Annotated in this window: 21 protein-coding genes and 1 riboswitch; of the genes, 20 read left to right on the plus strand and 1 reads right to left on the minus strand. The window is 46.1% G+C overall.

What is annotated here, in order from left to right; all coding sequences use genetic code 11:
* The 6 genes from V9W66_RS13825 (at window position 1) to V9W66_RS13850 (ending at window position 7133) form a co-directional block, all read left to right on the plus strand.
* A complete protein-coding gene (locus V9W66_RS13825; protein ID WP_144092282.1) occupies window positions 1-849 on the plus strand; it encodes a DUF5685 family protein in 849 nt (282 codons plus the stop codon).
* On the plus strand, window positions 843-1490 hold the full coding sequence (locus V9W66_RS13830) for a J domain-containing protein (protein WP_144092284.1): 648 nt from the start codon (window positions 843-845) through the stop codon (window positions 1488-1490). The genes V9W66_RS13825 and V9W66_RS13830 overlap by 7 nt, the downstream gene beginning before the upstream one ends.
* 193 nt (window positions 1491-1683) lie before the next feature.
* On the plus strand, window positions 1684-2670 hold the full coding sequence (locus V9W66_RS13835; protein WP_144092286.1) for a diaminopimelate dehydrogenase: 987 nt from the start codon (window positions 1684-1686) through the stop codon (window positions 2668-2670).
* 273 nt (window positions 2671-2943) lie between these two features.
* Window positions 2944-4434 carry an N-acetylmuramoyl-L-alanine amidase family protein gene (locus V9W66_RS13840; protein ID WP_144092288.1) on the plus strand — a complete coding sequence of 497 codons (1491 nt, stop codon included), beginning with the start codon at window positions 2944-2946 and terminating at the stop codon, window positions 4432-4434.
* Between the two features lie 282 nt (window positions 4435-4716).
* Window positions 4717-6177 (plus strand): C40 family peptidase, encoded by a 1461-nt coding sequence (locus V9W66_RS13845; protein ID WP_144092290.1) that lies wholly within the window; start codon window positions 4717-4719, stop codon window positions 6175-6177.
* A gap of 232 nt (window positions 6178-6409) precedes the next feature.
* Window positions 6410-6579: riboswitch (cobalamin riboswitch) on the plus strand.
* 266 nt (window positions 6580-6845) lie between these two features.
* Window positions 6846-7133 (plus strand): cysteine-rich small domain-containing protein, encoded by a 288-nt coding sequence (locus V9W66_RS13850; RefSeq protein WP_186289965.1) that lies wholly within the window; start codon window positions 6846-6848, stop codon window positions 7131-7133.
* Window positions 7134-7239: 106 nt separating this feature from the next.
* Here V9W66_RS13850 and V9W66_RS13855 read toward each other — a convergent pair whose 3' ends face one another.
* Window positions 7240-7956, minus strand: coding sequence for a phosphatase (locus tag V9W66_RS13855; RefSeq protein WP_144092292.1), 717 nt, complete (start codon window positions 7954-7956; stop codon window positions 7240-7242).
* 354 nt (window positions 7957-8310) lie between these two features.
* On the opposite strand from V9W66_RS13855, the gene V9W66_RS13860 reads away from it, so the two are divergent.
* From V9W66_RS13860 to V9W66_RS13925, 14 genes are all read left to right on the plus strand, one after another.
* Window positions 8311-10836: a glycyl radical protein gene (locus V9W66_RS13860; RefSeq protein ID WP_144092294.1), complete on the plus strand. Its 2526-nt coding sequence runs from the start codon at window positions 8311-8313 to the stop codon at window positions 10834-10836.
* 11 nt (window positions 10837-10847) lie between these two features.
* Window positions 10848-11639 carry a glycyl-radical enzyme activating protein gene (locus V9W66_RS13865; RefSeq protein ID WP_144092296.1) on the plus strand — a complete coding sequence of 264 codons (792 nt, stop codon included), beginning with the start codon at window positions 10848-10850 and terminating at the stop codon, window positions 11637-11639.
* A 186-nt stretch (window positions 11640-11825) separates the two neighbouring features.
* The gene (locus V9W66_RS13870) at window positions 11826-12707 is read left to right on the plus strand and encodes a class II aldolase/adducin family protein (protein WP_144092298.1); all 882 of its coding nucleotides are present in this window, start codon (window positions 11826-11828) and stop codon (window positions 12705-12707) included.
* Window positions 12708-12738: 31 nt separating this feature from the next.
* Window positions 12739-14127, plus strand: coding sequence for an aldehyde dehydrogenase family protein (locus V9W66_RS13875; RefSeq protein ID WP_144092300.1), 1389 nt, complete (start codon window positions 12739-12741; stop codon window positions 14125-14127).
* Between the two features lie 18 nt (window positions 14128-14145).
* Window positions 14146-15375 (plus strand): zinc-binding dehydrogenase, encoded by a 1230-nt coding sequence (locus V9W66_RS13880; RefSeq protein WP_144092302.1) that lies wholly within the window; start codon window positions 14146-14148, stop codon window positions 15373-15375.
* Between the two features lie 24 nt (window positions 15376-15399).
* Window positions 15400-15714, plus strand: a complete 315-nt coding sequence (locus V9W66_RS13885) for a BMC domain-containing protein (protein ID WP_015525953.1) — start codon at window positions 15400-15402, stop codon at window positions 15712-15714.
* Window positions 15715-15797: 83 nt separating this feature from the next.
* Entirely contained in the window at window positions 15798-16073 is a 276-nt protein-coding gene (gene pduA, locus V9W66_RS13890) for a propanediol utilization microcompartment protein PduA (RefSeq protein ID WP_015525952.1), read from the plus strand.
* Between the two features lie 43 nt (window positions 16074-16116).
* Window positions 16117-16458, plus strand: coding sequence for a BMC domain-containing protein (locus tag V9W66_RS13895; protein WP_118368606.1), 342 nt, complete (start codon window positions 16117-16119; stop codon window positions 16456-16458).
* A gap of 71 nt (window positions 16459-16529) precedes the next feature.
* Window positions 16530-16808 carry a BMC domain-containing protein gene (locus V9W66_RS13900; RefSeq protein WP_005427721.1) on the plus strand — a complete coding sequence of 93 codons (279 nt, stop codon included), beginning with the start codon at window positions 16530-16532 and terminating at the stop codon, window positions 16806-16808.
* A 141-nt stretch (window positions 16809-16949) separates the two neighbouring features.
* Complete coding sequence (locus tag V9W66_RS13905; RefSeq protein WP_373152625.1) at window positions 16950-17561, plus strand: phosphate propanoyltransferase; 612 nt, start codon at window positions 16950-16952, stop codon at window positions 17559-17561.
* A gap of 68 nt (window positions 17562-17629) precedes the next feature.
* Entirely contained in the window at window positions 17630-17896 is a 267-nt protein-coding gene (locus V9W66_RS13910) for a EutN/CcmL family microcompartment protein (RefSeq protein WP_015525950.1), read from the plus strand.
* A gap of 4 nt (window positions 17897-17900) precedes the next feature.
* On the plus strand, window positions 17901-19229 hold the full coding sequence (locus V9W66_RS13915; protein ID WP_144092303.1) for a 4Fe-4S dicluster domain-containing protein: 1329 nt from the start codon (window positions 17901-17903) through the stop codon (window positions 19227-19229).
* Between the two features lie 16 nt (window positions 19230-19245).
* Window positions 19246-19794 (plus strand): BMC domain-containing protein, encoded by a 549-nt coding sequence (locus V9W66_RS13920; protein WP_144092305.1) that lies wholly within the window; start codon window positions 19246-19248, stop codon window positions 19792-19794.
* 72 nt (window positions 19795-19866) lie between these two features.
* A complete protein-coding gene (locus V9W66_RS13925; RefSeq protein WP_144092307.1) occupies window positions 19867-20631 on the plus strand; it encodes a DeoR/GlpR family DNA-binding transcription regulator in 765 nt (254 codons plus the stop codon).
* Window positions 20632-20655: the final 24 nt, after the last annotated feature.

Consider the following 20655-nt stretch of genomic DNA (forward strand, 5'->3'; position numbering starts at 1 on the left):
ATGTTCGGATATGTGACCGTTAATAAACCGGAAATAAAATTCAAGGATTTTGATGTGTACCGTTCTTTTTACTGCGGCCTTTGCAGAGAATTGCGGGAGAGATACGGGATACCGGGACAGATCTCACTGACTTATGATATGACATTTGTGGTCCTTCTTTTAAGCGCTCTTTATGAACCGCCAACGAAGAAGGGAACCTCCAGGTGTGTGGCCCATCCGCTGAAGCCCCAGCCGGTACGTAAAAATACAGTAACTGAGTACTGTGCGGATATGAATGTGATCCTTACCTATTATAAATGTATGGATGACTGGCGGGATGAACATAAACCACTGCACTATGCATATGCAGGAATTCTGAAGAATTGCGGAAATATGCATATGTCCGCTTATCCGGAAAAGATCCAAAGGATCCGAAACGCACTGGAGGAGCTTTCTTCCCTGGAAAAACAGGGGGAAACCGATGTGGACCGTGTAGCCGGGTGTTCCGGACGTATCATGGAAGAGATTCTGGCCTTCCGTAAGGATGTCTGGGAATCGTCCCTGCGCCGTCTGGGATTTTATCTCGGAAAATTTATCTACATCCTGGATGCTTATGATGATGTGGAAAAAGACACAGAAAACGGAAATTACAATCCTTTCCTTGAAAAATATAAGATAGAAGGGTTCGAGGAAGAGGTACGTCGGCTTCTTATGATGATGCTTGCAGAATGCTGCAGAGAATTTGAAAAGCTGCCGATCCTCCGATACGGAGATATCCTTCGAAATATTTTATATTCCGGCGTCTGGTGCCGTTTTGCGGCAATCGGACAGAAGCGCAGGGAAGAACGGGAGAAAGAGAAAAAATGTTAGATCCATACAGCGTGCTGGGAGTTCCCAGAAACGCATCTGATGATGAAATAAAAAAGGCATACCGGAAGCTGAGCCGAAAGTATCACCCGGATGCCAATATCAATAATCCGAATAAGGATCAGGCCGAAGAAAAATTCAAAGAAGTGCAGCAGGCTTACGAGCAGATCATGAAAGAGCGTGAGTACGGAAGCAGTTCCCAGAATGGTTATGGCGGTTACGGAAATTACGGTGGTTTTGGAAATTACGGAAATGCCGGTTCCAGTACCTATCAGGATGAGGAAAGTATGCGCAGAAGGGCGGCCGCCAATTATGTGCAGAGCGGCCACTTTCAGGAAGCTATGAATGTACTGGATTCTCTTGGTCAGAAAAATGGGGAATGGTATTACCTGGCTGCTATGGCAAATATGGGAATGGGAAATAATGTAACAGCTCTGGATCAGATCCGTGAAGCAGTCCGTCAGGAACCGGATAATATGCAGTACCGTATGCTGCTCCAGAGAATGGAAGGCGGTGGCGGCTGGTATCAGCAGCGGCAGGATCCCTTTGGGGGAATGCCGACCGCAGGAGGAGATATGTGTGATGCCTGCTGCAGGACCATGGCTTGTTTCATGTGCTGGCCGGGCGGCTTTTTCTGCTGCTGATGCAGGAACAAAGCGGTCATCGATATCCCGGAATTGAGAATCGGAATATCCCGGGGCAGCATGTCCATATGATTGTAAGGCGGATCAGTCAGATCCGTTTTGCGATATAGATCGCAGAGGGATTTTTCTGACAGAAATTCACAGTGCTGTCCGGAAAATGTCATACTGCAGAGAAAAAGAGGAGGAAATCGTTATGAGTATAAGAATTGGTATTTTAGGTTACGGAAACCTGGGACGCGGCGTGGAGTGCGCCATCAAGCATAATCCGGATACAGAGCTGGTTGCAGTATTTACCAGACGTGATCCGGAGACTGTAAAGATCCTTACAGAGACCGCAAAGGTTTATTCTGTAAAAGATGCGGAGAAGCTGAAGGATGCGATCGATGTCCTGATCATCTGTGGAGGAAGTGCGACAGACCTTCCTGTTCAGACACCGGAGTATGTAAAATATTTCAATGTTGTGGACAGCTTTGATACACATAAGAAAATCCCGGAGCATTTTGCAAATGTTGACAAGGCAGCAGCAGAGAGTGGACATGTAGGAATCATTTCCGTAGGCTGGGATCCGGGAATGTTTTCTCTGAACCGTATGTATGCAAATGCGATCCTTACAAATGGAAACGACTACACTTTCTGGGGCAAGGGTGTCAGCCAGGGACATTCTGATGCTGTCCGCCGCATCAAAGGCGTAAAGGATGCAAAGCAGTACACCATTCCGGTAGAAGCTGCACTTGAGGCAGTAAGAAACGGAGAAAATCCGGAGCTTACCACACGCCAGAAACATACAAGAGAGTGCTTCGTAGTTGCTGAGGAAGGTGCTGATCTTGCACGTATCGAGGAAGAGATCAAGACCATGCCGAATTACTTTGACGAGTATGATACAACGGTACATTTCATTTCCCAGGAAGAGCTGGATCGTGACCACAGCGGTATCCCGCACGGCGGTTTTGTGATCCGCAGCGGAAAGACAGGCTGGAACAATGAGAACAGCCATGTGATCGAGTACAGCCTGAAGCTGGATTCCAATCCTGAGTTCACATCTTCTGTGATCGTTGCCTATGCAAGAGCTGCATACCGCATGAATCAGGAAGGACAGAAGGGCTGCAAGACCGTATTTGATGTTGCACCTGCATATTTAAGCGCCCTGGACGGAGCAGAGCTTCGCAAAAAATTCCTGTAAGGATCTGTAACAGACAGGAGCAAAACTGCATAAAAGATCATATCTCCGGAGCATCAGTGAATATTTCTGATGTTTCGGGGATTTTTTCTGTATAAAATCAACATTGGTAATACCTGGATGATGATTTTTCTGAAAGAAAAGGAAAGAGTTGACGGACAGTAAAGAATGTTATATAATATGGACGTAAAATTGTAACAGAATTGTAATGTTTACGATCAGCCGGACTTAAGAAATAGTAAATATCAATGATCTATCTATCAAAGGAAGGTATGTATGCGAAAATTAAGCAGAAAATGGAAACTCTGGGGACTTTTTTTTGTTCTGATGTTCTTTGCAGCCGGAGCAACTGTACATACAACGGCAACCGATGTACAAGCTGCGGCCAAGAACGGCTTTAAGACCGAAAAAGGAAAATCCTATTATTATCAGAATGGCCAGAAGGTAAAAGGCTGGCTTACACTGAACGGGAAGAAATATTTTTTTAATAAATCCACAGGCGTGCAGATGAAGCGCTGGGCTAAGGATTCCAAGGGCAAACGATATTTTTATAATGTTAACGGTGTCAAGGGCTATATGGCAACAGGCTGGCTTACAGACAGAGAGAACAATACCCGCTATTTTAATCCCACCAGCGGATATATGACAACGAAATGGGCAACGATCAACAATAAGAAATATTATTTCTACAGCGGTAGTGGTGCTGCTGCAAGAAGCGTATTCCTCACAGATAAGCAGAATGTGACCAGATATTTTACCAGCAAATGCTTTATGGCAAAGGGCTGGGCAACAAATAAAAAACAGCAGAAGCGCTATTTTGATCCAAACACGGGAGCTATGTATAAGGGCTTCAAGAAGATCGGCAGCGATACCTATTATTTTTACAGCAAGAGTGGTGTGATGGCTACCGGATGGGTCACAAATTCAAAAAAAGGATATAAATATTATTTCGACCCGTCAACCGGTGTCATGGCTACGGGGACGAAGACGATCGATGGTAAGAAGTATACATTTGGCAGCAACGGTGTCCTGGATACAAATCCAAGCACTACTACAGCTACAAGCTCCAGGACCATCAAGAATTTCCTCGCCAATGCACTGCTTCCGGTAGGAAAGACTCTTTACGTATGGGGCGGCGGTCACAACTGGTCAGATGCGACCAGAAAGGGCGTCAGTCCAAAATGGAAACAGTGGTATGACAGCAATTCCGGCTCCTATAATTACAGATATTATATGGATCTCAGCGAATCTACAGAGCAGAAGGGACTTGACTGCTCCGGCTTTGTAGGATGGTCTGTATATCAGATCATGCAGAGCAGATCCGGTGGACCTATGTACACGGATGTTTCCGGAAATCTTGGATCTTTGTATTCCGGCAAGGGAATGGGTACCGTTGTTTCCCAGGCTCAGCTGGCAAGCTCAAACTGGAAGCTTTATCCTGGGGATATCGGATACAACAGCGGACATACCTGGATCGTTCTCGGGCAGTGTTCCGATAAGAGTGTCGTGATCCTCCACTGTACACCGAATGCCGGCGTACAGATTTCCGGAACACCGACACCAAGCGGAACTTACGGAAGCCAGGCAATCAAGCTGGCAGAAACTTACATGTCCAGGTATCCTGGAGTCAGCAAATATGATTATCATGAATCCAGTGGTAACTATATCCGAAACGGTGCATACTTCAGATGGAACAGAAGAACTCTTTCCGATCCCAACGGATATCTGAACAAGACAGCCAATCAGATCCTTGCAGATCTTTTCTGATCAGGATATGCTGAAAGAAATTTATATGTAACAAATAGCAATAAGAAACGTGAGAGGAGAATCTGAGATAACCCGGGTTCTCCTTTCTTAATGTCAAAATTATTAATAAATGTTACAAAATTTTAAAGTAATTAACAGAAAATCCTTGCAATCCAAATAACACTGTGTTAATATATAAAAAGATTGAAACAAGATATTGCAAAAGTATTACAAAGAAACCAACGAAGCGGATGGTCAGATCCGCTGTATTAATTTAGAATCAGATTGCGAGGGTGAACAGTCATGAAGAAAAGGATATTATGTCTGACACTGGCGCTCATCATCAGCGGAGCACAGGTAGTCAGCGTAAGCGCAACAAGAGAAGATGAGGCAGCACTTCAGCAGGAGATGGATGCGACCAACGAACAGCTGAATGCGACTTATTCCAGATTGGATGAGCTTTCCTCACAGAAGTCACAGATTGAAGGCGAGATTTCAACTCTTGATGCCAATCTTGTAAACGTGATGGTTTCGATCCAGACACTGGAGGGAGATATCTCCAATAAGGAAGCCGACATTGCATCTACACAGACCAACCTTGAGAAGGCCAAAAATGCCAAGCAGAAACAGTATGAGGCAATGAAGAAACGTATCCAGTATCTCTATGAGAAGGGTGGAGACGATGCATGGTTCCAGATGATGCTGAATGCAGAGAACCTGTCTGACCTTCTTACAAGAGCAGAGTACACACAGAAGACTTATGAGCAGGACCGTAAGAGTCTTGAAAAATATTCCAATACGATCCAGCAGGTGGCAAACCTGGAGACACAGTACACACAGGAGAAGGCAGAGCTGGAGGGAATGAAGCAGGAATATGAGGCAGAGTCCCAGAACCTGCAGGCACAGCTGGATGAGAAGCGTGCCACATCCGCAGATTATGATAATGAGATCGCCTACGCACAGCAGCAGGCTACAGATTATGCAAACCTTCTTGCCGAGCAGACTGCAGAGCTTCAGAGATTAGAGGCTGAGCGTATTGCGGCAGAGGAAGAAGCAAGACGTCAGGCCGAGGCTGAAGCAGCAGCGAGAGCACAGGCTGAGGCAGAAGAGGAAGCAAGACGCCAGGCAGAGCAGGAAGCACAGCAGGATGAGGCGGACGCGAGCGAAGACGTACAGCACGATGAGGACGGCGACGTGATCGAGAATGCAGATGAGGATACTGCAGAAGATGACACCGGGGATGTGGATGAAGATGCAGACAATGGTGAGAATGATGATGCGTCCGAGGATACTGAGAATACAGAGGATAATGCAGACGCAGATTACGATAACAGCACAGATGCATCTGAAGAAAGTGCAGAGGACACTTCTGCTGAAGCGGATACATCTTCCGACAGTGACAGTTCTTCTTACGGCAGTGGCTCCGGATCTTCTGTTGTGAATTATGCCACACAGTTTGTGGGAAATCCTTACGTATGGGGCGGAACAAGCCTTACCAATGGTGCAGACTGCTCCGGATTTGTACAGAGCGTCTATGCGAACTTCGGAGTCAGCCTCCCGAGAACCTCCTATGAGCAGCAGAATGCAGGTACAGAAGTATCCTATGCAGATGCACAGCCGGGAGATCTGATCTGCTATGGCGGACACGTGGCTATTTACATGGGTAATGGCCAGATCGTTCATGCATCGAACTCTCAGGACGGGATCAAGATCAGCAATGATGCTACATACAGAACAATTGTATCTGTAAGACGTCTTGTATAATAAGAACGTACAACAGAAAATAAAAATACAGCAGCCCGACAGCAGTTTGTCGGGCTGTTTTTGACGTCGGAAAAAAATATTGAAAACCCATGAAACGGAGTGAACAGTAACAAAATATGCTCAAAAATGTATAAATATTGAAAACAGTATTGACATATAATTAACAGGATGTTATTATAATGTCAGTATAATTCCATATTGAACATAGCAAGTGCTGAGGATAGCTGACAGTTATATATTGATTATCAGAAGTCCACAGAAAAGGGAATCAGGTGTGAAACCTGAGCGATCCGGTCACTGTAACGGCGGAGCGAATCTCATAGTCCATTGTACGTATGTATGAGAAGGAGAGAGGAGCCATGATCCCGGAGCCAGGAAACCTGCTTGTTATGGCGAGGTTAAACTTCCGTGTAAAGTGTAACAACCATTTCAGGGACTCCGCACCCCTGGGACGTTGTCTACTTTTTTACGAGAGTAGGCATTTTTTATGGAATGCGCCTGTTCATATGAATTATACATGATTAAATGGCAGGCGATACTACTCCGGATACATTCGTTCCCTCCGCGCACTCATGAACGGATTATATTTCTACCCCGGGGTGGCATCGCTACCTCTTTTTTATAGGAAAAAATTATGTGTGGTTATGTCAGGAGAGGAGAAAAGAGCCATGGAGAAACCATACTGGGAAGGCAAAGAATACTCTTACTTCAGCCACAAAAACTGTGAGTATTTTCCGTGCCATAAAGGAGCAGATCCGGAGAACTTCAATTGTCTGTTCTGTTATTGTCCTTTATATGCACTGGGAGATAAATGTGGTGGTAATTTCCACTTTACGGAAAGCGGGATCAAAGACTGCACCGAATGCAAGCTTCCTCACAGAAGAGAAAATTTCGGATATGTTACAGGTAAATATAGCGAGCTTGCGGAAATTGTACGGAAGCAGCGGGAAAAATAAAAAACAGGCCAGTTCAGATACAGGAAAATGTATATTCCTGTGTTTGAACTGGCCTGTTTTGTTTGGGGGGACAATATCTGTTATCTGGCGGAAAAGATACAGAAGATCATTCTCTGGTTTGGAGAAAAACCTTGAGTCTGGGAATCTGGTTGTTGAGAATCAGCTGTTCCGGGAACATGGCCTGATGAACAAACTCAGCGGCACAGGTAAAATCTCCGATATGCTCCGGGCCATGGCTGTCACTGGAAAGAAGCAGCGGCAGATCATATTTGCGGCAGCATCGAAGGATCTCGAAACAGTTTTCTCTTGTGTCGCCACGATAGCCATAAGGTGCAAGAGAAGCTTCGTTGATCTCAAAGATCGTGCCGGTTTCCCTGGCAGCCCTTGCAAGCGCATCATAATTAACCGGGTAATGAGTGTTATCACTATGTCCGAGGATCTTTACACAGGGGTTTTTCATTACATTGATATAAGCTTCTGTGTTTTCGGCTCTGGTACCGCAGCGGTAATTCCAGGCATGCATGCTGGCAATGGCGTAATCAAGTTTACGTAATAATTCCTGATCTAAATCTACCGTTCCGCTGCGGTCAAGGATATTCAGTTCAATTCCGTAGAGTAATTCTACACCGAAATGTTTTTTGGGAGAATAGGTAAGGCTGCGGAAATAGGAGGAAGTTCCGGCTGCCAGAGTGCCGGGACCGTGATCCGTGATCCCGAGAAGCCGGAGACCTTTCTCGGCAGCTGCGCGTGCCATGTTTGTGATGGTACATTCCGTGCCGTGACCACTGGCGATGGAGTGGGTATGCATATCAGAAAGATACATAAAAATACACCTCTTTTACTGTTTGAGAACATGTGGCAGAGCGGAATACGAATGTCCGCTTTGCATAAATTTTTTCTGAAAAACAAAGGAATTCCTATATAAATCCAAGTATGGCAGAGCAGAAAAACAAAGTCAATAGAGAAAAACATAAAAATACAAAAAACAAATAAAATCAACAGGACGCAACCGATAAAAACCACAAAAACAGCTAGAAACACATGTTGGATTTCGTTGACATCGAAGTAGGGGTAAGGTATAATAAAACTACATGAGCACATAGCCGGACAGGAGCGGTTCTGGAAGCGCAGAGGCAGACAGATCACCAGAAACAACCGGTTATGAGAAAGGAGAATCATGGAGAAATTTCATATAGCAAATGTTCCGAAAACAGACAGGATCACACATCTTGTAGATAATCTTTATGCAAAGATGCCGGTGATCGAATCCGCCAGAGCAAAACTGATCACAGAGTCTTACAAAGCAACAGAAGACGAGCCGATCATCACCCGCAGAGCCAAGGCATTTGCCCACATCCTGCACAACATTCCGATCATCATCCGTGATGAGGAGCTGATCGTCGGAAGCAGCACTTTGGCGCCGAGAGGCTGTCAGACGTTTCCGGAGTATTCTTTCCAGTGGCTGGAGGATGAGCTGGATACAGTGGCTACCAGAACAGCCGATCCATTTTATATTGCGGAGGAAACCAAGGCGGAGCTCCGTGAGGTACATAAATACTGGAAAGGCAAGACTACCAGTGAGCTTGCAACCTCCTACATGGCACCGGAAGCGATTCTTGCCATTGACCACAATATTTTTACACCCGGAAACTATTTCTACAATGGTGTAGGACACGTAACCGTTAAATATGAAGAAGTTCTGGCGATCGGTTATGAAGGGATCATTGCCAAAGCTCAGAAGGAACTGGATGAGTGTAATGTAGGAGATGGTGATTACGCAAAGAAATCCCGTTTCCTGGAAGCAGTTATCATGAGCTGTCAGGCAGTTATTGACTATGCACATCGCTATGCCGAGCTCGCAGAGCAGATGGCATATCAGTGTCAGGATCCGACCAGAAAACAGGAACTCCTTCAGATCGCATCCAATTGTACACGCGTACCGGCGAAGGGCGCCCGTAACTTCTATGAGGCGTGCCAGTCCTTCTGGTTTGTGCAGCAGCTGATCCAGATGGAAAGCAGCGGACATTCTATTTCTCCGGGACGTTTTGACCAGTATATGTATCCATATTACAAGAGTGATATGGAAGCAGGCAATCTTACCAGAGAATTTGCCCAGGAACTGATGGACTGCATATGGGTAAAATTAAACGACCTGAATAAATGCCGTGATGCTGCATCAGCAGAAGGCTTTGCAGGCTACAGCCTTTTCCAGAACCTGATCGCAGGTGGTCAGAACAAGGATGGCGAGGATGTGACCAATGATCTCTCCTTTATGTGCATCCAGGCGTCTATGCATGTGCACCTTCCGGCACCGTCTCTTTCTGTAAGAGTATGGAACGGATCACCACATGAATTCCTGATCAAGGCTGCAGAGCTTACAAGAACGGGAATCGGACTTCCGGCTTATTACAATGATGAGGTTATCATTCCTGCACTGCAGAACCGTGGCCTTTCTCTTGCAGATGCCAGAGAATATAACATCATCGGCTGCGTAGAACCGCAGAAAGCAGGTAAGACAGAGGGCTGGCATGATGCTGCATTCTTTAACATGTGCCGTCCGCTGGAGATGGTTTTCTCCAATGGTATGGACAAAGGGGTGAAGATCAGTGTTCAGACCGGCGATGTCACAGAGATGAAGACTTTTGACGAGTTCTATGAGGCATATAAGAAACAGATGGAATATTTCATCTCCCTGCTTGTAAATGCCGATAATGCCATTGATGTGGCACATGCGGAGAGATGTCCGCTTCCATTCCTTTCCTGTATGGTGGATGACTGCCTGAAACGAGGCAAATCCGTTCAGGAAGGCGGAGCTGTTTATAACTTCACAGGCCCTCAGGGATTTGGTATTGCAAACATGGCAGATTCTCTGTATGCGATCCGCAAGCTTGTATATGAAGAAAAGAAGATGACCATGGAAGAGCTGAAGGAGGCTCTGGCATGGAACTACGGCAAGGGTATCGATGCACAGTCTGCGGCAGATATCACTACCGTTGTAATGAAGAAGCTCCAGGAGAATGGCATCCGTGTGAATGAGCAGACAGCAACAGCTGTTATGACAGCAGCTCTCGGAACAGAGCCATCTCCTGAGAAGAAAGCAAGATTCGAAGAGATCCACAAGATGATTGAGGAGGTTCCGAAATTCGGAAACGATATCCCGGATGTGGATTATTTTGCAAGAGATGTGGCTTATACTTACACCAAGCCGCTTCAGAAATATATGAACCCAAGAGGCGGACATTATCAGGCAGGACTTTATCCTGTATCTGCAAATGTTCCGCTTGGCGGACAGACCGGTGCAACACCGGATGGCCGTTACGCACATACTCCGGTAGCAGATGGTGTTTCCCCGTCAGCCGGCAAGGATGTGAAGGGACCGACAGCTGCGGCAACTTCTGTATCCCGCCTGGATCATTTTATCGTATCCAACGGAACACTGTTTAATCAGAAATTCCATCCGTCAGCACTTGCAGGAAGAGAAGGACTGGAGAAATTCGTAGCACTGATCCGCGGATACTTTGATCAGAAGGGTATGCATATGCAGTTTAACGTTGTTGACAGAGAAACACTTCTGGATGCACAGAAGCATCCGGAGAAGTACAAACATCTGGTTGTACGTGTTGCAGGCTACAGCGCATTGTTCACTACACTTTCCAGATCTCTGCAGGACGATATCATCAGACGTACTGAGCAGGGCTTCTAAAGGAGTAACGAATGGACTATTTGGATACAAAGGGCAGGATCTTTGATATTCAGAAATATTCAGTACACGATGGACCGGGTATCCGTACCATCGTGTTCCTGAAGGGCTGCGTTCTTCGCTGCCGCTGGTGTTGTAATCCGGAATCACAGGAATACCGGATCCAGAACATGAAGGTTCTGGGAGAAGATAAAGTGATCGGCCGCGACGTGACAGTTCGTGAGACGATCGAAGAGGTGGAAAAAGACCGTGCCTATTATTATCGTTCCGGAGGCGGGATCACCCTTTCCGGAGGGGAATGTATGTGTCAGGCGGACTTTTCCAGAGATCTTCTTCGCGCGGCAAAGGAGAGAGGAATCAACACAGCGGTAGAAAGTATGGCCTGTGCCCCATGGGAAAAGATCGAACAGGTACTTCCCTATCTGGATGTATATCTGATGGATATCAAGCATATGGATCAGGAAAAACATAAAGAGTTCACAGGACGGGCCAACGGACTGATGCTGGAGAATGCAAGAAGGGTTGCGCTCTACGGAAAAACCAGACTGGTGATCCGTGTTCCGGTGATCCCCACATTTAATGATTCTGTGGAAGAGATCCAGGCGATCGCAAGATTTGCAGCATCCCTTCCGGGCGTAAACAAGATCCATCTTCTTCCGTACCACAGACTGGGGCAGGATAAATATGAAGGACTTGGCAGACCCTATTTAATGGAAGGAATCCTTCCGCCTACAACAGAACATATGCAGATGTTAAAGAATGCAGTGCATGCGGTATGCAGCCTGGACTGCCAGATCGGCGGCTGAGAGATACAGGATTACAGAAAAAAGATCCTTTACAAACAGAAAATATAAAAAACAATAAAAACAACACAAAATACAACAAGAAACCAACATAAAACAACGGATTGTCCTTGACTTATTTTGTGGTATGGGGTAAAATGTTCTCAGAAACAAAATAGTGCAATCCAATGCTCAAGGAGGAAATTAAGCATGGTAAACGAGTTTGAAATCAAAAAACAGCTTTGCGACATCGGTAAGAGAATCTACAACCGTAACATGGTTGCAGCTAACGACGGAAACTTCTCCGTTAAAGTGGCAGAGAATGAATATCTTTGCACACCAACTGGTGTATCCAAAGGATTCATGACACCAGAGTTCATTTGTAAAGTAGATGGCAAGGGTAATGTAATCCAGGCTAACCCGGGATTCAAACCATCATCTGAGATCAAGATGCATATGAGAGTATATGAGAAGAGACCGGACGTAGGATCTGTTGTACATGCTCATCCGATCTACGCTACATCTTTCGCAATCGCAGGTATCCCGCTTACACAGCCGATCATGCCAGAGGCAGTTATCGCTCTTGGATGCGTTCCGATCGCTGAGTACGGTACACCTTCTACAATGGAGATTCCGGATAACCTTGAGAAATACCTTCCATACTTCGATGCAGTACTTCTTGAGAACCACGGAGCACTTACATGGAGCACAGACCTTAACGCTGCATACATGAAGATGGAGTCTGTGGAGTTCTACGCACAGCTTCTGTATCAGAGCAAACTTCTTGGCGGCCCGAAGGAATTCGACAAAGAGAACATCGAGAAACTCTATGCAATCCGTCGTAAATTCGGTATGCCTGGAAAACATCCGGCAAACCTCTGCCTGAACAAAGATGGAAAGAACTGCCACAACTGCGGCGGCGCATGCCACAGTGAGGACTACAAACAGTTCCCGGGATATCAGTATGATTTCGTTGGAAAAGACTGTGATTGTGATAAAGATGCAGCTCCTGCAGCAGACGCAGCAAAGAATGATGCAGAGCTTGTAGCTCAGATCACAAAACAGGTTATGGCTCAGCTTGGCCTGAAATAATTTTTTGACGGAATATTAAGGAGGACATCTCATGCCAATAAGTGAGAATATGGTACAGGAAATTGTACAAGAAGTTATGGCAAAAATGCAGATCGCAGATGCTCCGGCCGGAAAACATGGCGTTTTCAAGGATATGAATGATGCTATCGAAGCAGCCAAGAAGGCTCAGCTGGTAGTTAAGACAATGCCTATGGACCAGAGAGAAAAGATCATCACCTGCATCCGCAAGAAGATCAAAGAAAATGCGGAAGTACTGGCACGTATGGGTGTTGAGGAAACTGGTATGGGTAATGTAGGAGATAAAATCCTGAAGCATCACCTGGTAGCAGACAAGACACCTGGAACAGAAGATATTACAACAACTGCATGGTCCGGAGACAGAGGACTGACTCTGATCGAGATGGGACCGTTTGGTGTTATCGGCGCGATCACACCATGTACCAACCCGAGTGAAACAGTTCTCTGCAACACAATGGGTATGCTGGCAGGCGGAAATACAGTAGTATTCAACCCACATCCGGCAGCAGTTAAAACTTCTATTTACGCAATCAATCTTTTAAATGAGGCTTCCCTGGAATCAGGCGGCCCGGATAATATCGCTGTCACAGTTGAGAAACCAACTCTTGAGACAAGCAATATTATGATGAAACATAAAGATATCCATCTGATCGCAGCAACAGGAGGTCCTGGTGTTGTAACAGCAGTTCTTTCCTCCGGTAAGAGAGGAATCGGTGCAGGAGCAGGAAACCCGCCGGCACTGGTTGATGCTACTGCTGATATCCGTAAGGCAGCTCAGGATATCGTAAACGGATGTACATTCGATAACAACCTTCCATGTATCGCAGAGAAGGAAGTTGTTGCAGTATCTTCCGTAGTTGATGAGTTAATGCACTACATGCTTACAGAAAATGACTGCTACCTTGCATCCAAGGAAGAGCAGGATAAGCTTGTTGAAACTGTACTTGCAGGCGGCAAGCTGAACCGTAAATGTGTAGGACGTGATGCGAAGACACTTCTTTCCATGATCGGAGTTCAGGCACCGGCAAATACCCGCTGCATTATCTTCGAGGGACCGAAAGAGCATCCGCTTATCACAACAGAGCTTATGATGCCAATCCTCGGAATCGTAAGAGCAAAGGATTTTGATGACGCTGTAGAGCAGGCTGTATGGCTTGAGCATGGCAACCGTCATTCCGCACATATTCATTCCAAGAATATTGATAACATTACAAAATATGCGAAAGCAATCGACACAGCGATCCTTGTAAAGAACGGTCCGTCCTATTCCGCACTTGGATTCGGTGGAGAAGGCTTCTGTACATTTACCATTGCAAGCCGTACCGGTGAGGGACTTACAAGCGCAAGCACATTCACAAAGAGAAGACGCTGCGTAATGACAGACAGCCTTTGCATTCGTTGATCAGGAGGAACATAAATCATGGATATGAACAATGTAAATATCGAAGAAATCGTTAAACAGGTTCTCTCCGGCATGACAGGAAACGCTCCAGCAGCAGCTGCTGCAAGCACTCCGGCTGCTCCGGCAGGAAATACAATTCCTAAAAAAGCAAGAGTGGCAATGATGACAGAGAAGAAACATTTTGAGCTTCAGGAGTATGATCTTCCGGAAGTCGGTGACGACGACATCCTTGTTAAGGTTGAGGGATGCGGTGTCTGCGGAACAGATGCTCATGAGTACAAAAATGACCCGTTTGGTCTTATTCCGGTAGTTCTCGGACATGAGGGAACCGGCGAGATCGTAAAAATGGGTAAAAACGTTAAGGTTGATACAGCCGGTAAACCGGTTAAAGTCGGAGATAAGATCGTTACATGTATGATCTTCAAAGATGATCCGGAAATCACAATGTTCGACCTCAACAAGAAAAACGTAGGTGGCGCTGACGTATACGGACTTCTTCCGGACGATGATGTTAAATTCAACGGATGGTTCGCTGATTACATCTTCATCAGAGGCGGAAGCTTCGGTTCCACATTCTTCAATGTAAGTGATCTGGATCTTGATTCCCGTATCCTCATCGAGCCATGTGCAGTACTTGTACATGCAGTAGAGAGAGCAAAAACAACAGGAATCCTGAAATTCAACAGCAGAGTTGTTGTTCAGGGCTGCGGACCGATCGGTCTGATCTGTATCGCCGTTCTTCATACAATGGGTGTTCACAACATCTGTGCAGTAGACGGAAACGAGCAGCGTCTTGAATTTGCCAAGAGAATGGGCGCAACTACAACTGTAAACTTTATGAACTTCAAGGGTGTTGAGGCACTTACTGAGGCTGTGAAAGAGGCTCAGGGCGGACATCTTGCAGATTTCGCTTTCCAGTGTACCGGAAATCCTCATGCTCATTCCAATATCTACAAATTCATCCGCAACGGCGGCGGCCTCTGCGAGCTTGGATTCTTCATCAACGGTGGAGATGCAACCATCAACCCGCATTTCGACCTCTGCTCCAAAGAGATCAACCTTGTTGGTTCCTGGGTATACAACCTCAGAGATTATGCAACAACATTTGATTTCCTTAAGAGAGCAAAAGCAATCGGACTTCCAATGTCTGAGCTGATCACTGACAAGTATCCGCTGGAAGAGATCAACGAGGCACTTGAGAAGAACCTGTCAATGACAGGTCTTAAGATCGCGGTTGTTAACAAATAACCTTAACGGGAAAGGAGAAGCAACATGGCAGAAGCTGTAGGAATTCTGGAGGTCTTCGGACTTGCGACAGCCTTTGTGGCAGCTGACGCCGGGTGCAAGGCTGCAAATGTCCACCTGGAGGTATTCGATAAGAATAAACCGGCGAATGCGGACAGCCTGCCAGTACCGCTTCTTGTCTGCATCAAGTACCGCGGAAGCGTGTCAGATGTCACAGCAGCGGTAGAAGCCGGCATGAAAGTCGCAGAGAGCATGACAGGCGTGGTACAGCATTACATAATCCCCAACCCGGAACCAGGTACACAGAAAATGCTGAAAATCAGCGCCCTGGATAAAGATTAAGAGGATTCCGAAGTTCACTTTACAAAAGTGACGGAATCATATATGATAAAAAAGTAACGAATAGGATTCAGGAGGATAGAATCATGGCACAGGAAGCATTAGGAATGGTTGAGACAAGAGGCCTCACAGCTGCGATCGAGGCAGCAGATGCAATGACAAAAGCAGCAGAGGTTGCTCTGGTAGGAACAGAGAAGATCGGTTCCGGTCTTGTAACTGTTATGGTTCGTGGAGACGTAGGCGCTGTAAAAGCAGCAGTAGAGAGCGGAAGCGCAGCAGCATCCAGACTTGGAGAGCTTGTAGCTACACACGTGATCCCGAGACCTCATACAGACGTAGAGAAAATCCTTCCAAAGCTCTGATTCAGGCTTTGAGAGGAATAGAAATTAGTTAAGGAGTTCGCTCATGGGAAAATCATATGGATTTATAGAAATCACTGGTGTAGTTGCGGCGATCAATGCCCTGGACATCATGTGCAAAACGGCAGACGTTGAGCTGGCGTCATGGGAGCGTAAGCTGGGCGGACGACTGGTGACCCTGATCGTACAAGGCGATGTATCAGCAGTTACAGCAGCTGTCAATGCAGCAGTAGAGCAGGCTATCAAGAAGCCTGCCAGCTATGCGGTAATTGCCAATCCCCACGAGGAAATCGTCAAACTGGTTGAGCTGAGTGCAAGCCGATGGAAAAAGAGACAGCAGGAAAATCCGGAAGAAGCACTGGAAAGCAAAAACAGCAGCAAAAAATAACTGCTGCACCAAAATAGTCAGAAGTAAACAGAACAAATAAAGCATTTATAATCCACAAGGAGGATATGATCATGACACAGGAAGCATTAGGAATGGTTGAGACAAGAGGACTTACAGCAGCTATCGAGGCAGCTGACCAGATGTGTAAAGCAGCTAACGTTGCTCTGGTAGGAACAGAGAAGATCGGTTCCGGTCTTGTAACAGTTATGGTTCGTGGAGATGTAGGAGCAGTTAAATCTGCAGTAGAGAGCGGAAGCGCAGCAGCATCCAGACTTGGAGAGCTTGTAGCTACACACGTAATTCCGAGACCTCATACAGACGTAGAGAAAATCCTTCCGGTTCTTAAATAATCTAACTGATCAGTTCCAAGACGCACCGGCCTGATGGCCATTAAGGCTTCCGGCCGGTGTGTTTTGAGTTAAGTTCAGTCATGAAACCGAAAGAAAGCAGGTGTACTCTTGGAAACGAATAATATTGAAATGATCACAAAAATGGTGATCGATGCGATCAACAAAAACGAAGACAAGGGCAATGGTTTCGTTGTTCCTATCGGAGTTTCCGCAAGACATATTCACCTGACACAGGAGCATGTGGAGGCACTGTTCGGAGAAGGCTATCAGCTCACAAAGAAAAAGGATCTGATGGGCGGACAGTTTGCATCCAACGAAACAGTTACCATTGTGGGACTGAAGCTCCGTGCGATCGAGAATGTAAGGATCCTCGGACCTGTCCGCAGTAAATCACAGGTTGAGGTTTCCGCAACAGATGCGATCAAGCTGGGAATGAAGGTTCCGGTACGTATGTCCGGTGATCTTGCAGGAAGTGCACCGATCGCCATCGTCGGACCGAAAGGTGCCATTTATCTGAAAGAGGGATGTATTGTGGCTATGCGTCACATCCACATGGCTCCGAAGGATGCCCAGGCTGCGGGTGTACATGATGGTGATGTTGTTTCTGTTAAAGCTGACAATGAGCGTGGAACGATCTTTAATCAGGTTAAGATCCGTGTTGATGACAGCTTTACACTGGAAATGCATATTGATACAGATGAAGCAAATGCAGCAAGAATTGCCACAGGCAATACAGTTACCATAATCAAATAATATTCCTCCTTCGGGGATGCCGTTTCCGGCATCCCCAGCAGAGGATATAGAGAAAAACGGAGGCTCATATGATCGTAGGCAAAGTAGTTGGGAGTATTGTTTCCACACGAAAAAGTGAAAAACTGATAGGAAATAAATTCATGATCGTGGAGCCGGTGCATCATATGAAAGCCGAGCACAGCCAGATTGTTGCCATCGATATCATCGGTGCGGGAATCGGCGAATATGTATTGGTGGCACAAGGAAGCGCAGCAAGAATTGGCTGCGGCGTAGAAACAGCACCGGTAGATGCCGCAATCGTCGGAATCGTAGATGACGGTGCAGGATTGGAGTAACGCCATGGATATCAAAGAATTACAGAAAATTATGCAGGAGAATGGTGTTGTCGGAGCAGGTGGAGCAGGTTTTCCTACATACATGAAGCTGACAGACAAAGCAGAAATCATTCTCATGAACTGTGCAGAGTGCGAACCATTACTGAAACTTCACAGACAGTTGTTGGAGAAGCACGCATACGAGATCATGAAAACATTCGATATGGTTGCGGAGACGGTAGGAGCTTCCCAGGCCATTATCGGAATCAAAAAATCTTATGTACAGACGATCAATGCTTTAAATCAGCATATCGAAGAATTCCCAAGGGTTAAGATGCATCTTCTTGATGAGGTTTATCCTATGGGTGATGAGGTTGTTCTTATTTATGAGGCAACCGGACGTGTGGTACGGCCCGGAGGACTGCCGATCGAGCAGGGAGTAGCCGTATTTAATGTAGAGACTCTCTACAATGTATACCGCGCGGTAGAAGAACATAAACCGGTCACATGTAAATATGTTTCCGTTGTTGCTGAGGTTGAGAACCCTGTTACAGTGAAGGTTCCGTTGGGATGTACACTGGAAGAGGTTGTTGCCCAGGCAGGCGGTACAACTGTAAAGGATCCTGTATATTTCGTTGGCGGCCCGATGATGGGACGTATCGGAAATGGTTCAGACCCGGTTACAAAAACAACGAATGCAATCCTGGTTCTTCCAAAGGACCATGTTATTGTCATGAAGAAGCAGCGGACTTCTTCTATAGATCTGAAGAGAGCAGCATCGATCTGCTGCCACTGCCATACATGTACAGATCTTTGCCCGAGACATAATCTGGGACACCCGATCGATCCGGCAATGTTCATGATGGCAGCATCCAATCAGGATTTCAGAAATGTAAATCCTTATATCAATTCTGCATTCTGCAGCTCCTGTGGTGTCTGCGAGATGTATGCGTGTCCGCAGAGCCTGGCTCCGAGAACACTGCTTGCAGATATGAAGGGCGGACTTCGTAAGGCAGGGATCAGACCACCTCAGGGTGTTCAGCCGAAGCCGGTTCAGGAGTCCAGAGAATACCGCAAGGTTCCTGAGGAGCGTCTGATGGCACGTCTGGGACTTACCAGATATGACAAGGATGCACCGCTTCAGGAAGAACTTGTAAACGTATCGAAGGTAAAGGTTCTCTTAAGCCAGCATATCGGTGCACCGGCACAGGCAATCGTAAATGTAGGCGATATGGTAACAGAAGGTCAGATGATCGCACAGCCTGCACAGGGATTAAGTGTCGGAATCCATGCAACCATCAGCGGTAAGGTTACAGAAGTGACAGACCGTCATGTTGTAATTGCAAGAAATTAGAAAGGACGTGCACAAAATGAGTAGAGCAATCGGAATGATTGAGTTTAAAACCACACCAGCTGGTATCACTGCAGCAGATGCCATGGTTAAGACATCTGAAGTAGAGATCGTGGAGGCGCAGACAGTATGTCCGGGAAAATATATTGCAATTATCACCGGAGATTTAAGCGCAGTAAAAGCTGCTGTAGACACAGCTGTAACAACATACGAGGACAAATGTATTGACAGTTTTGTACTGGGCAATCCACATGAGTCCATTTTCCCGGCAATCTACGGAACCACACAGGTCGAGGAGATCAGTGCCCTGGGAATTCTTGAGACCTATGATGCAGCATCTATCATCGAGGCGGCAGATCAGGCAGCTAAGACAGCTATCGTTGATCTGATCGAGCTTCGTATCGCCAAGGGTATGTGCGGTAAATCATACATGCTTCTTACCGGCGAGGTTTCTGCAGTAGAGGCTTCTATCGAAAGAGCAAAAGAGCTGGTGGCTGAAAAAGGAATGTACATGGATTCCTCAGTGATCGCTCATCCGGACAGGAGAATGATCGATACGATCCTTTAATATTGTCTTTATATCTGTGGGATATCCTTTTGAAGGGTATCCCTGCAATGACATCTGAAAAGGAGGCATCTTATGCTAGCATTAGAAAGAAGAAATCTGATTCTCGAGAAATTACAGGAAGAGAAAAGGGTTGTTGTAAGTGAACTAAGCCAGCTTTACAGTGTCTCAGAAGAAACCATCCGCCGTGATCTGGACAAGCTGGAAAAAGAGGGACTTGCCACAAAGAGTTATGGCGGTGCGGTGATCAATGAAGATGTCGGTATTGATTTACCATTTAATATTCGTAAAAACCAGAATGTACAGGGAAAGCAGAAAATGGCGGAGATTGCTGCTTCCATGGTGAATGACGGAGATCACATTTTTCTGGATGCCAGCACAACGGCAGTTTTTGTGGCCAAGGCTCTGAAAGAAAAGGAACGTCTTACCGTTGTTACCAATTCTATGGAGATCCTTCTGGAGCTCTCTGATGTATCCGGCTGGAAGATTATTTCCACCGGCGGAGTGATGAAGGAAGGATATCTTGCATTTCTTGGTGCCAGGACCGAGGAAGTGATCCGCTCTTACTATGTGGACAAGGTTATTTTTTCCTGTAAGGCATTAAACGAGGATATGGGGATCATGGAATCCAAAGAAGCCTTTGGAACAACCAAAAAAGCCATGATCAATTCCGGAAAAATGCGTATTCTGGTGGTAGACAGCACGAAATTTGATCAGACTGCTTTTTCCGTGGCAGGACAGCTGCGGGATATCGAGACGATCATCACAGACAAAAAACCGTCTGAAAAGTGGCTGAAGTATTTCAGCGGGCATAAGATCGAATGCATCTACCCGAAATAGACGGAACATATATTGTGAAACGAT

The organism is Blautia massiliensis (ex Durand et al. 2017) (genome assembly GCF_051861785.1).
GTDB lineage: Bacteria > Bacillota > Clostridia > Lachnospirales > Lachnospiraceae > Blautia_A > Blautia_A luti_A.